Genomic DNA, 13,709 nt, shown 5'->3' with positions numbered 1-13,709 from the left:
TGTATTCAACATGGCTCTGCAAACGTCAGCTGTTGCTGATAGGACGCTCAGTGGTCTGTCCGCAATCGTATTAAACAGCTGATTCTGTGCAACCCCGCCGAGATTTACTGCTTTGTGAACCGTTCTTTGACATTCTGCTACATCTGGTTGATCTGAGTCAGTTTACAACCGTTTCTCGGTTCTGGCAGTCTTCATTGACGCATTCGGAGCCCGTGACGACGTCGCCACAGTGAGGACACCATTCATCGGCCGAATCGACTTCTTCACCCTCAGCCGTGGAGCCAGTATCGGTGATGTACTCGGCGGCATCCTCATACAGATCGATCTGTGCATCAACCCACCCATCGTTTCGGACGATGATTCCCCATCCTGGTGCGAAATCCCCGAACTCACCTTTGGCCATAGCGTGCTTCTCAACGTCCTCAGTCGAGGTTCCCGAGATATCTCCATCAGCGTTGTATTCGGGGATATCCTGCTCTTCCCAGTACGTGCCGACCCTACTCCGTGCGAATGCGATACTCGAAGAGTCATTGAGCCGGAGAATGATCGTCGAGAGCAGCCCAGAAAGGAGTGCATCGCCCCCGTCGCGACCATACCGATCATACAGCTGTGCAACTGACTGCAACGTGATGAGTGCCCGAGTGTCTTTCCCGGCACCGACGTTCACGAGGTCCCCGATGCGCCGCAGTGGTGGCAAGCGAGCAAACTCGTCGAGAACAAAGTATGCGCTTTGATCGCCATCGTCAAGCGCAAACCGAATTGACCAGTCGATAGTAAACCGGATGAGTGGCTTCGTGGATTCGCCGAGCCGTTGCGGATAGTCGATGATCAGGACCTGGCCCTGCGGGTCATCCATATACTGGCGAATCGACCAGCTCCCTGCCTCGCAGAGATCGCCCTGGAACATATTGCGAACCTCCTTGCGGAACGAAGCCATGACGCCCTGCGACTGTTCGGACGCGTCAGGGTCGATGTAGTCAGTGATCCCTTGGAGATCAGGATGCTCCGAGAGCGTTTCAGCGAGTTCTTCGACAGTCGTTGATTCTATCCACGTTACGAGGTCCTCATTCGTAGGAGTGGTTCCGTCAGGAGCTTCTCGACGCATGACCTGAAGAACCGCAGCGAACAATTGACGCGAGGCATCGGCAAAGAAATCAGAGCCATCAGATAGAGTCGGGAATAGCTCTCTAGCGAGCTCTTCGCAGTCCTGTTCAGATTCGACTTCCTCGAAGATATTCCACTGGACATCGGTTTCCCGCCCTGAGAGCACAATGCACTCATCTTCGTCGAGGTGATCCTGGAAATCCGTTTTGTGGTCGTAGATGATGAACGGCGTTTGGTCATCAGCTTTGTCGCGTATCTGGTCCACGAGCAGTTTCGCCGCGTTGGTCTTCCCCGACCGAGTCGCTCCCAGAATCCCGATTGACCCCGTCACGTCGATGGGAATCAGCCGCCGCAGTAGACGACCGCTCAAGTGGTCTGTCTCGTTGATGTGGTTGACTGGAAGCCCAACCTCAGAGTCGTCGAGCCGCTCCGACGAGAGCGTTAGCTGCGGCGGGCGATCTCCCCAGTACCGATAGAGGATGAACGGACTCGCGAGAAATGCCAGCCCCCAGATTGAGAGAGGGATGACTGGAAATTCTGGAGTCGGGAAGTAGAAAAGCCAGACGAGGAGCAACAGAATCCACCCAATAACGAACCACACCGGACGAACGTAGTACTGGAACCGCTTCGTCAGACTCATCGACTCCATCCGTCTTTAGTTAAGCCTCACACCTCGGTTGTGTAGCGGTAGCGAGTGTCTCTTGTAAGATTGGTCGTTGCTTGTGGATCTTTTGAGCGTCTTCGATCAGCCGGCCGAGCAGCGGCGGTGGTGAGTAGCCGAGGAACTCACCGAGTTCGTGGAGAATGAGCTGGGCGTGCGACCGGAAGGTCGCCGCCCAGCGCTCTGTCGGAAACACAAGCTCATCATCCGCCTGCTCAGTGACTAGATCCAACAGATCACGGCTTACAAGCAGCGACAGCAACGCTGCGTACAATAAGATCCTCACCACGTGTTCGTCACTCGTGTCGAACTCGTCCAATTCGTACTGCGTCTTCAGCTCCCGGAACAGCAACTCAACTTCCCACCGACAGCGGTAGATCTCCGCTAAATCAGCCGGAAAGAACTCCTCCCTAGCTAAATTCGTCATGTACAGGTGGTAGTCGTCGGCGTCCTCGTCGCGGACGCCGACGACGCGAAACCGCTTCGTATCCAGCGACTGTGTCCCATTGTACGTCCCCCGTTTGAATTCGACTTCGACCTCCACATCGATGTATTTCCGGTCAAGATCATCGAGAACAGCTCGGAGCTGCTTGCCCTCTAAGGGAATGGCGCGGCCGCGCCATTCCCGTAGCTCCCCGGTAATCAGCGGATTCGCGTTCTGCTTCAGCCGACTCACGAAGTAGCCGTCGTTTTCGTCGATCAGCGCAAACCGGCGGTACTTGAAGTAGGCGAGATCGAACAGCATGAGGCGATTCTCAAGCCACGGCCCTGTTTTGAACAAGGTGCTGTCGTGCGTTTTCTCGTTAGCGGTATCGAGCCGTTCAATCGTCTGCTCTGTGGCATTGTGGAGCAGGTGGAGCTTCGCTCCAGCCTGCTCCTCGTGGCGGGCTTCGAACTGATCTGAGAGAAATTCGTGTAACCGCAGCACCGTTCCATCAGCGATCATCACGTCTCTAAATCGGTCGAGATCAGCGTCAACAGCGTTAGGAACAGCGACCTCGTCGAGGCCGCGCTCGACGAGGTCGCGGAAGTACTCCGCAAGCGTCGGTGTCAACCGCTGATAGAATCCACCCGGAGAGATCGTCTCATCGGCAGTAGAGTTGTAACAGCGTCTAAACCCGGCGAGTGTTCGGCTTTCGCCTGCGGCGAAGCCGAACACGAACGCCCAAACGAAGGCAGGGATCTGGAGCTTGCGGTCTCGTTCGACCACGCCGAGTTCCTCGGCGTGCTCTTCGAGGAACTCAGAGGGAAACAGTGTAGTGAGCCGACGCATAATCCGAGGTGAGGGGTCCTTGTCGTGCACAGACTGGACTTCCTCATTCCTTCCGAAAGATGCCTCGATAAGCCGCCGCTATCACGCGGTTTCTCGCTTAACTAAAGACAGGTGGGTCTCATGATTTGCTGAATCAGCTGTAACGAATTGGAAGCGCCGTACACTTGGTGCACGCTGTTCTTAGCTTGTTGTAGCTATGGCGAAAGAGAAGTTTGGAGTCGCTGTTGACGAGGAGATCGTGCGAGAAGTGGATGAACTGGTCGCTGAGTGTGACGATCTCGGAGTCAGCCGCTCCGAGATCGTCGAAGCCATCCTCACAGCATTCGTTCAATCCGAGACGAACCACGTTGAACGGGTGCGAGAAATCATTATTCGGAAACGAAAGGGCACACTCTAACCGGTTCTAAACGTTGTGCACCTAGTGCACGCGTATCTAAGCAAGTAACCTGCTATAATAGTACTCAAACTGACCATAGTATGTGAAGAGTTCTATGACACGCTCAGAATACTCTAACTGCGTGTTGTCGGGAATTGTCCAGTCGAGTAGATCGAGAAAGTCTCGCAGAAGAGCGGCTTTCGTGTTGGCCTCGTCCATCTGTGGTGCCGCCTCAATGGTGGCCTGCGCGTGATCGGCATAGGTCCGAACCGCATCCTCATCCATAGATAGACGAGTGTTCATAGGGTTATCATATCAAAGTGAGCGATAAAACACGGCACGTTCCAACCTATCCACCAGCTGGTAAGACGGTCGTGCAAGATACAAAGCGTGACGGCACCGTAGAAAGGTACAGTGATGAGTTATTTGAGTTTTCTATGTAGCTTCTATTGAGGTATTCAATATAATCCTCGTAAGTTATTTAGGTCAGAGTTTCGAAAAGTCAATAACTTGGGCAATAACGTGTTTAGAGAAAATACTGAACATGAGCAAGAGATGCTGTTTTCGCCTTTGAAAGATCTTTCAGGCCGGGTAAGGAAGAAACTACAGAACCACTGGTCTACTCACTTCTACGAACATGTTTTCACCCAAATTGATGAAACGAAGTTCGGACGGCTATACCACGACGGGTATAGCCGACCGAACAAGCCAGTCAACGAGCTTGTCTCATTGGAGATCATCAAGCACCTGCTCGGCATGTCCGACAAAGAGCTCGAACATGCCTACGTCTTCGACTTCCGCGTCAGGAACGCATTAGGGAAAGAGACGCTTGGAGACAACATCTGTGAGAAGACGCTCACCAACTTCCGCCGTCGGTTGATGAAATACGAGGAAGAGACCGGTCAGGATCTGCTACACGAGGTTTTTGAGGATCACCGCACCTACTTTCAGCGCGAATTTGAGATTGATGCGAGTACGCAACGAATGGATTCGACGTTCATTGAGGCCAACATCAAGCAACTGTCTCGTGTCGATCTCCTCGCTAAAGTGCTTCACAATTTCCTGTGCGATCTCCCGGAGGAGATCGTACAGGAACTTCCTGCTGGAATGGACGAGCTCGCCGACACCGAGAACTTAGAGCTGTCCTATCATCTTGAACCGGACGAAATTCCTGCCGAGATGGAAACGCTTGCCGAGCATATCGCGTGGCTTGTTGAGCGGTTCAGAGGTGAGGCTGAATACGCCGAGTTGGAAAGTTTCGCGCATCTACAGCGTGTCCTCGATGAACAATGCTATCGCATTCCTGAGTTCGAAGACGATAATCCGGAGCCAGATGATCAAGGCCATCCCGGTGACGAGTCACCGGGCTGGCAGCCACTCCAAACGTACACCTCTCCAAGTGAATCCACAGCGACTGCTGGAGATGGACCCGACTCCGAATCGGTAGGCAGAGACGCCGAAGAGAAACACGATCACGTCGGACTGGAAGAGTCCGACGAGATCGGCAGTGAATCACTGCAAAACCCTCACGACGACGAAGCGACGTATCGCTCCAAGAACGCGGAGGATTACTTCGGCTACAAGTCGAATATCGCTGAGACATGCAATGGTGAAAATCCATTCCGCTTGATTACAGCGGTTCGAGTCGATACGAACAACACGGATGATGGAGACCTCTTGGGTGAGGACGCGAGGAATCTCGCCGAGGAAACGGGATTACGTGACCTGCTCGTAGATGGCGGGTACACGCACAAGGAAGTAGAGAAGTGCTGCCGTGATCAGGGGATCACGCAGCACTTCACAGGAATCACAGGTCAGCGTCCTGCAGCAGAGAAGATGTCGCTTGCCGCTCCAGAGTGGGATGGGACGAGAATGGTTGCGTGTCCTGCCGGACACGAACCATTCGAGCAGAACCATTACGAGACCGGCCGTATCTCGGGAAAGATAGAGAAGCAGTTCTGTGATGGCTGCCAGCACCAAGAGAACTGTTTCGTAAATGAGCAGCAGGAACACTACAGCTACGGGTTCAGGGAACGGCGGGTGGAAGTTGCTCAGCGACGGAAGCGGTTAAATGATCCAGCGGAACAGGAGTTCCTGAACTCACGTGCCGGAGTGGAATCATTGATGAACGAGATGTATCACAAGGACGGTGAGAAAACGAAGTTCACGGGGAAAATCAAGGTGAAGAACGCCTCGATAGCGAAAGCTATAGGGAGAAACCTGAAGCGAGCCTCCGGATTCCTGGAATCGGAGGCGAAGCTAGAGAAATCGGCAGGATAGCCGGGCAAGAAGTGTCTTTTTTCGCGGTTGGCCGGTCCTTCTGTGGTGACAGCTCCGTTCTGATGAGATAGTCACTGGTGATCGGGTCGGGGTGTTCTCGTCAGAACACCCCTTTCTGCGGTGCCCTCAAAGCGTGTACCGGTCACCACAAAGAAAAATATACGGCCGACTGAACTCCGACAAAAATGGTCCGTTCCGTCGTGCTGCAGCTTGGCGAAGTCTGGTCGTATATCCTCACAAACCCCGGTTCGACAGCACAAATAGCCCTTTCTGCCGCGCTCGTGGTGGTCACAGTCGCGTACACGTACTTTACTAAGCAACAAACTGACGAAATGGCAGACACGCGAGAGGTGTCGAACCAGCCGGTAGTACGCGGAGGTATCACTAACATGTTCCCGACCAGTCTCGTGGTTGAAATCACGAATACGGGAAATGCTGCGGCACACGACTTGCACGCCACGCTCGATTTCGACGACACCGACGACGTTCCTCAGGAGTTCCGCACGTCGATACTCCAGCCCGGGGAATCATACGAACTTGGGTTTCCGCTTGATGACGACAAGCCCTTCACCATCAACATGGACGGGATTGAGTCGAAGCTAGAAGAGCGCGATTCCGAGGGTATCTTGCACGTCGATACTGAGTTTGAAAGCCCGTTCGGGACGGAGTACGAGGAACACGATGAGATCGAGTACTTCGATGTCGTGGAGAATATGAGTCAGATTATTCGCGATAGCAATGAGGACAAAATTGTGTCTGCTGTCGAGGGTATCGAGGACGAGTTGGGGGCGGCGAATACGCATCTAGAGGAGATAGGGAAAACGGACGAGCAGAAAGAGCGGGAACGGCAGAAGCGCAAGGAACAGAGAGAACGAGCGAAGCACCATCAGAATGTGTTGGAGACGGTGCAGGAAGCGTCGAGGATGGAGTTCGGAGAGCTCGTTGAGGAAATCGGGGAGCCGCCAGAGGACGTTGCAGAGTCAGTTCGGTTTTTACATTCGTTTGTGTCGGTACCGGATGACGCTGAGTTACCTAGTGATGAGGAGGAGGTGGTTGAGTGGACGGGACGAGGCAGTGAGAGTGATTCGGTGGATCCTGATGAGGAGAGCGAGAGCGATGCGGAAATCGAGACAGAGACAGAGGTGGAGGGTGGTCGGGAGTGAGCGAGAAGAGTCGCCTGTGCCCGGCTTTATCCAGCATCAATTCGACCGCGAGACGCTTATTCTGCTCCTCACTGTAGATTGTGTTCAGTCAAGATTCTCAACCTTCTGTTCGAGCCGCTCGAGTCGCTCGTTGAGATCCTCGTCAGGCTCGGCAGCGGGCTCGTCCAGTCGGCGAACATCCTCAAGGGCGGTGTCAACGCGATCGTCGTCAGCCTCGCCGCGGAGATATAGCTCCGCGCGGTCGTTATACAGCTCTCGGAGCGTGCTCGCAGCGACACCAACGTCATCGGCGACGTCGGCAAGTGATTCACCACTGGCGACTCGCTCCATGCCGGCGCGTACCCGGAGGTACTCCTCCGGGTCGACCCGGAGATGTCCGTCGACAACCTCAAACCCCGTCGGCGGCCGACCGGTCCACTTACCGGCTTCTCGGGCAGCGTCGATCCCCGACTGGATTCGGCGAACCTTCTGTGTCTGTTCAATCCGAGCGAGGTCACCCATGAGCCCGGCGATCATTTGGGTGACCGCCTGATCGACCATACTGTCGTCGACATCAAGCTCGAGACCGACCTCGAGGTCCCGGACGCTCGTGTCGTGCTCAAGCGCGTGCTGTAGGAAGTTGTGGATCTCTCCACCGCCAAGCCGGGAGAGCCGAGACAGCTCGTGAACAACAACAACGTCGACTTCCTCATCAGCGATCGCTTCGCGAAGCCGGTGGTACTCTACGCCCCCCTCGTTATCAGTCCCCGAAATAATATCGGCGAACCGTTCGACGCTTGCGTCAGGATACTCTTCGCCGACAAACTCCTCGAGTTCGCGGATCTGTCGCTCATGGTCTTGCCGGTCGGTCGAGACGCGGGCATACAACGCGACGTGGGTCACACTTTCCGTTTCGGCCGGATTAGTATATAAAATATACATCCTTTTCGTGGTTGTCTGTTAGCACTACCTTTTCGGTTCATATTGAGAACGGTTGACAAAGACTGAGAACAAGGATGTGTTCTGACTTGGTGGGCCAAGGAGCGTGTATAATGGGTATAGCGGCTCTGTTGAAACGGCTGTGTTGAATCGCCATACGGCAGAGAGGTAGGCCGCTAAATCAAAGGAGTTGAAGCGGGAGAGTTCCGTTGACCATGACGCAAATCTCCCGCTTCATCGGGGAGGTTGTACCGGTTGCTCAAAGAGTTACTGGCGATGGAGGCGAATCCGCCGCCCCGGACGGCGGCGGCGGATTCGCCGACTACGCACTCGTTTCCCTCCACTGTCTGCGAATTTACCTCGATACGTCGTACCGCATGACGATCGACCTGCTCAAAGAGATGCCACAAATAATCGGGGAGATCGGCCTTGACGCGGCCGATCTCCCCGCGCCGTCCACGTTGTGTAAGGCGTTCGACCGGATCAGCATGAGCGTCTGTCGAGTGCTGCTGCGCCAGTCGGCGCAGCTGCACGATCTCTCTGAACACGCCGCGATCGACGCCACGTTCTACGACCGCTCACCAGCCAGCCGCCACTACTGCCAGCGAATCAGCTACCGCGTTCAGAAGTTGAAAGTCACGAAACTCGTCGATACAGCGTCTCAAGCCGTCCTTGACGTTCACTGCTCAACGAACCGGGAAGGAAGTGACGCCGATCTTGCTGAGCAGATCGCCCGCCGCAATGCGGGCGATTTGCGGTCTCTCGCGGCCGATAAAGGCTACGACAAGCAATCGCTCCGCGAAGGATTACGCGATCTCGGGATCAGACCGCTGATCAAGCACCGCATCTTCGCACCGTACGACCACGCACACAACGCCAGAATCGACGATACTCGCTACAATCAGCGCTCTATGACCGAAACTGTGAACTCGGCTGTGAAGCGCTCGCTCGGCTTCGCCGTGCGAGCGCGGTCATGGTTCCGTGAGTTCCGCGAAATCGCGCTGATGTGTGTCGTCTATAACATCAAACGCTTCGTCAAACAGTGAATCTCTCCGCCTTACAGCGATTCAACACGGCCGTTGAAACCCTATTGTTTTGATAGCTCCCCGGATGAATCTGCCGTTAGATAGGACTGCGGATGGTCGATTCAATTCTACAATCGTATCATCACGTTGCTAGGCCCAGTGAAGGAGATAAAGGAGATAGATGCTAGCGCCCGTAACGAGTATACCAACCGCAATAAAGGCCACAGCAGCCAAGCCAGTTGTGTAGAATGCCATTTGAACCGCTTGAAGGCCAACGAGAACCGTGAATGCTGCTAGTATCGTCCAAAAGACAGTTGAGAGAACTGACCGCCCCGCTCTTGACATCTCTTCTCGCACAGCGCGCCGAATTTCGGCTTCGGGGAGGTTGTCGGAGTCGCCCATGTCGAATACTATGCTCCCCATCCATTATATAATTGGCTTGTACAGCGCGATAAGTGTACTACCGGTATCTAACGCTCAGAGTGTCTTGTCGATGTTATGTGTGAGACAGCCAATAGCGAGTTCACGGAACTGTTTCCACCAGTAGCGTGAGCGGACGAATGCACCGTATTTGCGCTTGAGGCGGGAGTTTACTGTCTCGTTCTGACTCCGTTGACCATAGAGGTTAGCGTCCAACCGAGCGTTCCACGCCTTGTGTAGCGACGAAAACTCGCGGTGCTTGATGAGCGGGCGAACACCCTCCTCGTGAGCTAAGACACGAATCTTCTGATCGTCGTATCCCTTGTCACCGAGGAGAATCTCTACGTCACCGTAGTTCCGCTTGATGAGCGACGGTGCGATCTGTGAGTCGTGTTTTCGTGTCGTCGTCACGTGTAAGTCAATGATTGCGTTCGACCTTGTGTCTACGAGGAGCGTGACTTTCAACTGCTGAATCGTCATCTCCGTTCGCTTTGTATAGTGTTTCGAGGCGTGACTCCGGTCGAAACCGGAGGCATCAATCCCAACGACACCATTGGTCGGGAGAAGCGTGACTGAGAGGTTGAGAAGAACCCGCCAAACAGCCATGTCGAGTCGCTTGAACGCCTTACACAACGTCGAAGGTGAGGGGAGTTCCGTCAGATCAATGGCACTCCGAATCCGGGGCATCTCGATAAGTTCGTCAAGAAGCGTTCGATACGTCGTATTCTTCCGAACCTTGAGACAGAGGAGGACGATGTGTTGATGAAGTGTGTACCGTCGTTTCGAGAACTTTGAGGAGTAGCGAGCAACAGCTCGTCGAGCCAAGTGATACGCCTGCTCAACGAACCGGAGCAACCGTGACTTCGGGAGGGCTTCCATCCGGTCAGACTACCGGCCCAACCTGTAACTCTCTGAGGGTTTCAACAGAGCCGGTATAGCCTGTCGGTAGCGACCCCTGATTTCTCCAATCAATATAAACGACTAATGCGCGAGATGAAGTGATCATCTTCCATGGGTTACCAGTCTCGGACAATCAAGCAGGTTCTGCCAGAAATAAACGAGTCTATCTTTCTACCGGCGATCCAGCGAGAGTTCGTCTGGGACACGGAACAGATCGTTCAGTTATTCGATTCCGTCCTCCGCGAGTACCCAATCGGTTCATTCATTTTCTGGAACCTCAATGGGGACTTCGCTAACAATCAGATCAAGTACTACTTCGTCCGAAACCACATTGAAGATAGTATCTATCCGGACGAGTTCGACAACGTCCACCATCGGAATCCCAAAGTTCCTGAATACGAGCAGCTCCCAGACTCAATTTCACTCGTCGTCGACGGTCAACAACGCCTCTCTTCATTCTACATCGGACTCCAAGGAACATACGTCGAGAAGCAAAAATATCGTCAGCGGAAAAACCCGGACTCCTGGACACGGAAACAGCTCTATCTCAACCTTCTCTCAAATCCCGGTGATCAAACTGAAGACCACCTGAAGCTCCGATACGATTTCAAATTCAAAGAGCCCGACCCGACACAGTCCAGCGAGGCGTACTGGTTCCGCGTCGGTGACATTCTGGAAGTCGATACACTGGAGAAAGCAATGACACGGGCAAACGAGATTGCCGATGAACTAGAAAGCATTTCTGATGCGGAGGAACACTACATCCTCAAGAACCTCACAACCCTCTACAATGCCGTTCACGCCCGAGATATCGTGAACTACTACGAAGAAGGGAACCAGGATAACGAGCGGATTTTAGACATCTTCGTCCGGGCGAACGAAGGGGGTACACAGCTTAGTAAGTCCGAGATTCTTCTGTCAATTGCTACCTCATACTGGGCCTCGGATGAAGGCGATCCAATTGATGCGAAAGAGGAAATCAACAAATTCGTCGGGAATCTTAATCAGACGTATGTCGACGAGGGATACGATTTCGGTAGCGACTTCGTTCTGAAATCACTTCTCGTCGTTACAAACCTCTCCGCTGAGTACCAAATTCGGACATTCACACACGAGAATCTGGCCTTGATGAAGGAGATTTGGGCTGACGGGGGAGTTCAAGACGCAATTGAGTCCACTATCGAATTAATTAGCGACTTTGGGATTACAGGCAGGAGTCTGACAAGCCGAAATGCGCTCATCCCTCTGGTCTTCTACTTCTACCATAACGGGAACCCGTCCCTGACGACAGATTCCCAGCTCGGTGTACAGGTTCGACCACGTATCCTCGAATGGCTCTGCTCTGCACTCCTCAACAGCAATTTCAACTCCCGACCAGACCAGATTATTGAGGATGCGCGTGATGCCATAACAGAGGCAGATGACAGTGAGTTCCCGTTAGAGCGGATACAGCGTGAAATTCGGACCCGCGGGAAGGCTGTTGGATTCAATCAGGAAATCATAGAGGATCTATTTGAAGAGACAGACTACAATAGTACGAAGATCTACCTGCTCCTGTCGGTTCTATACTACCCTGACCCCGCCCTTGACGATTCACACGAAGTGGATCACATCTTCCCGAGAAGCCTTTTAGAGAAGGATAATCTCATCGAGAATTATGGGTTCGATCCGAGCAAGGCAGAACGGTACGCTTCCTTGCGAGATCACGTTGCGAACCTCCAGCTAATCGAAGAAAACCAGTCGAAGAGCGATAGACCGTTTGACGAGTGGATCTCAACGCGAAGTGACCATTACTACGACCGCCACCACATCCCGACTGATGACCGGTTGTACGAACTGGAGAATTTTCCCGAGTTTATTGAGCGACGTGAAGCGATGCTTCGAGATCACATTATTAACACGTTCAATTGAAAATCGTAGTCGGGAAGCAGAGCCAAAGAATCAAATATTCAATCAGAGTAGAACCACTCTATTATGCTCCCAGACGATCTCCCGGTTGATCGCCAGAAATTGCTGACGTGGGAAACAGACTGCTGGCAGTGTGGTGAGCAAACGCCTGTGGTATGGCCACGAAATGATCATCTCGATACGCCTATCGGAGATGTATTAGCGAAGTATGAGACGCCCGTTGAACGAGTCTATAGTAATACTCTTGGCAAGAAGGTCTGGGGAAACGTCTGTCAACAGTGTAGTTCCTACCAAGGCAATCACTTCGTTCAACAAGAGGCACTTGAGATCGACCCACCGCTGGTAGAGTGTCCACACTGTGGGGATGAACACGAATGGAGCCCGGACAAAGGAATGGGCGGTGCGTTCGGACAGGGGTGGGTCTCATGCCCAGAGTATGGTGAAATACCGGTTGGTGATCCACGGGGGGACTGAAGGACCTCTGCGAAGTGACTCAGCAGGCTTTTGACGAAATATTCACCATCAGACACAATTCAGGCTGAAACATCCGGTCGCTGAAAGTACGAATGGTTCGTATCATCGTGGAGGGAGGCCACTATCGAGGTCGAAGGGGTAGTCGATACCGCTCAAGCGTACCGTCAGTTATCTGTAGTAGCCATACAGCAGGTTCGTACCCTTCCGATTTTCGCGCGATACCCGTGATCGCGCCGGCGTAAAACGCGCGAAACCGCTCCCCTGTGTCCTTGTAGACATCACCAATGTAGGCTCGCTTGTGCTTGTGTAAATCGCCTAGGGCGAGTGCATCCAGTTCGACTTCGCTAGCCTCCACCAGATCCCTAATTGAGACTCCATCTCTGGCGATGGGCTCGACGGCCTCGTGCCACGCCAACAGCCGGTACGCGTCCTGTGGTGTGTCACCGGCAGGGGCTACTTCCGAGAGTCCGTTCGTAGATCCATCAGCATCCATCCCGTAGACGGCGAGAGTTCCCTCACCGAGCAACTGAGGCTCATTTGAAAGATGTATCATTCGGCCAGCGTCAGTCTGTGATCGAAGAAACGCGTCCCCTCGGTCACACCCGTGATTGCCTCGAACGTAGTAGATCGGAATGCCGGTGTCGGCCAACAGATCGACGTGTTCTTCGACAATCTGCACGGTCGCTTCATCGACATCGTCGTCGAAAATATCGCCGCTGTGGATGATCGCATCCACCCGTGATCTGACCGCGAGGTTGACTGCGTCGAGAAATCGCTCCAGCTGATTCGCATTCCCCATATGTTCCTTATCGGTCGAAGGGCGACCGAGGTGGGTGTCACTCACGTGGAGAAGACTCACGTCCGGAGTTTGGGGGTGTCCTACTCTCGAAATCTGTGTATTCGCAGCGGTCTCGTACCGGGCCTTGTTGGCCTCGACAGGATTCCGCTTGACCCCTTCTAACTCATACGTCGATCCGACTCGCCACTCGACCTGACCGTGGTGCTTGCTCCACACCCGAAGGTCGGAAAGCCGTCCATCGGCATCTTCAACGAGAATTTCGTGATTGCTGTGTCGATCAAACTTAGGTGGCCCCAGCACTCGTACCGTGATATCCGTTGTCTCTACCTCTTCCACTCTCTCTGGAGAGTCTCGAAGGGGTAATGAGCCTTCTCACTGAGTGTGTCTGAACAGCACCCAAACGACAGA

Annotated in this window: 11 protein-coding genes; 4 read left to right on the top strand and 7 right to left on the bottom strand. The window is 53.6% G+C overall.

Features of this window, described 5'->3' with window-relative positions:
• Positions 1-157 precede the first annotated feature (157 nt).
• The 3 genes from NO887_RS13255 to NO887_RS13245 form a co-directional block, all read right to left on the bottom strand.
• Positions 158-1,678 (bottom strand): type IV secretory system conjugative DNA transfer family protein, encoded by a 1,521-nt coding sequence (locus NO887_RS13255; RefSeq protein WP_256418755.1) that lies wholly within the window; start codon positions 1,676-1,678, stop codon positions 158-160.
• Positions 1,679-1,763: 85 nt separating this feature from the next.
• Positions 1,764-3,038, bottom strand: a complete 1,275-nt coding sequence (locus tag NO887_RS13250) for an IS4 family transposase (RefSeq protein WP_256418791.1) — start codon at positions 3,036-3,038, stop codon at positions 1,764-1,766.
• Positions 3,039-3,471: 433 nt separating this feature from the next.
• Positions 3,472-3,699, bottom strand: a complete 228-nt coding sequence (locus tag NO887_RS13245; protein ID WP_256418754.1) for a hypothetical protein — start codon at positions 3,697-3,699, stop codon at positions 3,472-3,474.
• Between the two features lie 225 nt (positions 3,700-3,924).
• Here NO887_RS13245 and NO887_RS13240 point away from each other — a divergent pair, with 225 nt between their 5' ends.
• Both NO887_RS13240 and NO887_RS13235 read left to right on the top strand, forming a co-directional pair.
• Positions 3,925-5,694: a transposase gene (locus tag NO887_RS13240; RefSeq protein ID WP_256418753.1), complete on the top strand. Its 1,770-nt coding sequence runs from the start codon at positions 3,925-3,927 to the stop codon at positions 5,692-5,694.
• Between the two features lie 185 nt (positions 5,695-5,879).
• Positions 5,880-6,857 carry a hypothetical protein gene (locus NO887_RS13235; protein WP_256418752.1) on the top strand — a complete coding sequence of 326 codons (978 nt, stop codon included), beginning with the start codon at positions 5,880-5,882 and terminating at the stop codon, positions 6,855-6,857.
• Between the two features lie 84 nt (positions 6,858-6,941).
• On the opposite strand, the gene NO887_RS13230 is transcribed toward NO887_RS13235, so the two are convergent.
• A complete protein-coding gene (locus NO887_RS13230) occupies positions 6,942-7,739 on the bottom strand; it encodes a recombinase family protein (RefSeq protein ID WP_256418751.1) in 798 nt (265 codons plus the stop codon).
• 251 nt (positions 7,740-7,990) lie between these two features.
• On the opposite strand from NO887_RS13230, the gene NO887_RS13225 reads away from it, so the two are divergent.
• Complete coding sequence (locus NO887_RS13225; protein ID WP_256418750.1) at positions 7,991-8,821, top strand: IS5 family transposase; 831 nt, start codon at positions 7,991-7,993, stop codon at positions 8,819-8,821.
• Between the two features lie 129 nt (positions 8,822-8,950).
• Here the strand turns inward: NO887_RS13225 and NO887_RS13220 are convergent, their stop codons facing one another.
• Both NO887_RS13220 and NO887_RS13215 read right to left on the bottom strand, forming a co-directional pair.
• The gene (locus NO887_RS13220; protein ID WP_089872649.1) at positions 8,951-9,202 is read right to left on the bottom strand and encodes a hypothetical protein; all 252 of its coding nucleotides are present in this window, start codon (positions 9,200-9,202) and stop codon (positions 8,951-8,953) included.
• Between the two features lie 75 nt (positions 9,203-9,277).
• Positions 9,278-10,099: an IS5 family transposase gene (locus NO887_RS13215; protein ID WP_089872610.1), complete on the bottom strand. Its 822-nt coding sequence runs from the start codon at positions 10,097-10,099 to the stop codon at positions 9,278-9,280.
• Between the two features lie 132 nt (positions 10,100-10,231).
• On the opposite strand from NO887_RS13215, the gene NO887_RS13210 reads away from it, so the two are divergent.
• Positions 10,232-12,031: a DUF262 domain-containing protein gene (locus NO887_RS13210; protein ID WP_089308961.1), complete on the top strand. Its 1,800-nt coding sequence runs from the start codon at positions 10,232-10,234 to the stop codon at positions 12,029-12,031.
• Positions 12,032-12,623: 592 nt separating this feature from the next.
• Here the strand turns inward: NO887_RS13210 and NO887_RS13205 are convergent.
• Positions 12,624-13,346, bottom strand: a complete 723-nt coding sequence (locus NO887_RS13205; protein ID WP_256418749.1) for a metallophosphoesterase family protein — start codon at positions 13,344-13,346, stop codon at positions 12,624-12,626.
• Between the last annotated feature and the right edge of the window lie 363 nt (positions 13,347-13,709).

This window comes from Halorubrum laminariae (assembly GCF_024494655.1).
Taxonomy (GTDB): Archaea; Halobacteriota; Halobacteria; order Halobacteriales; family Haloferacaceae; genus Halorubrum; species Halorubrum laminariae.
This window is presented reverse-complemented; position numbering and strand designations above follow the sequence as displayed.

Coding starts and splice junctions, on each gene's coding strand:
- NO887_RS13250 (WP_256418791.1), bottom strand. CDS start 3,038: ATGCGTCGGCTCACTACACTGTTTCCCTCTGAGTTCCTCGAAGAGCAC.
- NO887_RS13245 (WP_256418754.1), bottom strand. CDS start 3,699: ATGGATGAGGATGCGGTTCGGACCTATGCCGATCACGCGCAGGCCACC.
- NO887_RS13235 (WP_256418752.1), top strand. CDS start 5,880: ATGGTCCGTTCCGTCGTGCTGCAGCTTGGCGAAGTCTGGTCGTATATC.
- NO887_RS13225 (WP_256418750.1), top strand. CDS start 7,991: ATGACGCAAATCTCCCGCTTCATCGGGGAGGTTGTACCGGTTGCTCAA.
- NO887_RS13220 (WP_089872649.1), bottom strand. CDS start 9,202: ATGGGCGACTCCGACAACCTCCCCGAAGCCGAAATTCGGCGCGCTGTG.
- NO887_RS13215 (WP_089872610.1), bottom strand. CDS start 10,099: ATGGAAGCCCTCCCGAAGTCACGGTTGCTCCGGTTCGTTGAGCAGGCG.
- NO887_RS13210 (WP_089308961.1), top strand. CDS start 10,232: ATGGGTTACCAGTCTCGGACAATCAAGCAGGTTCTGCCAGAAATAAAC.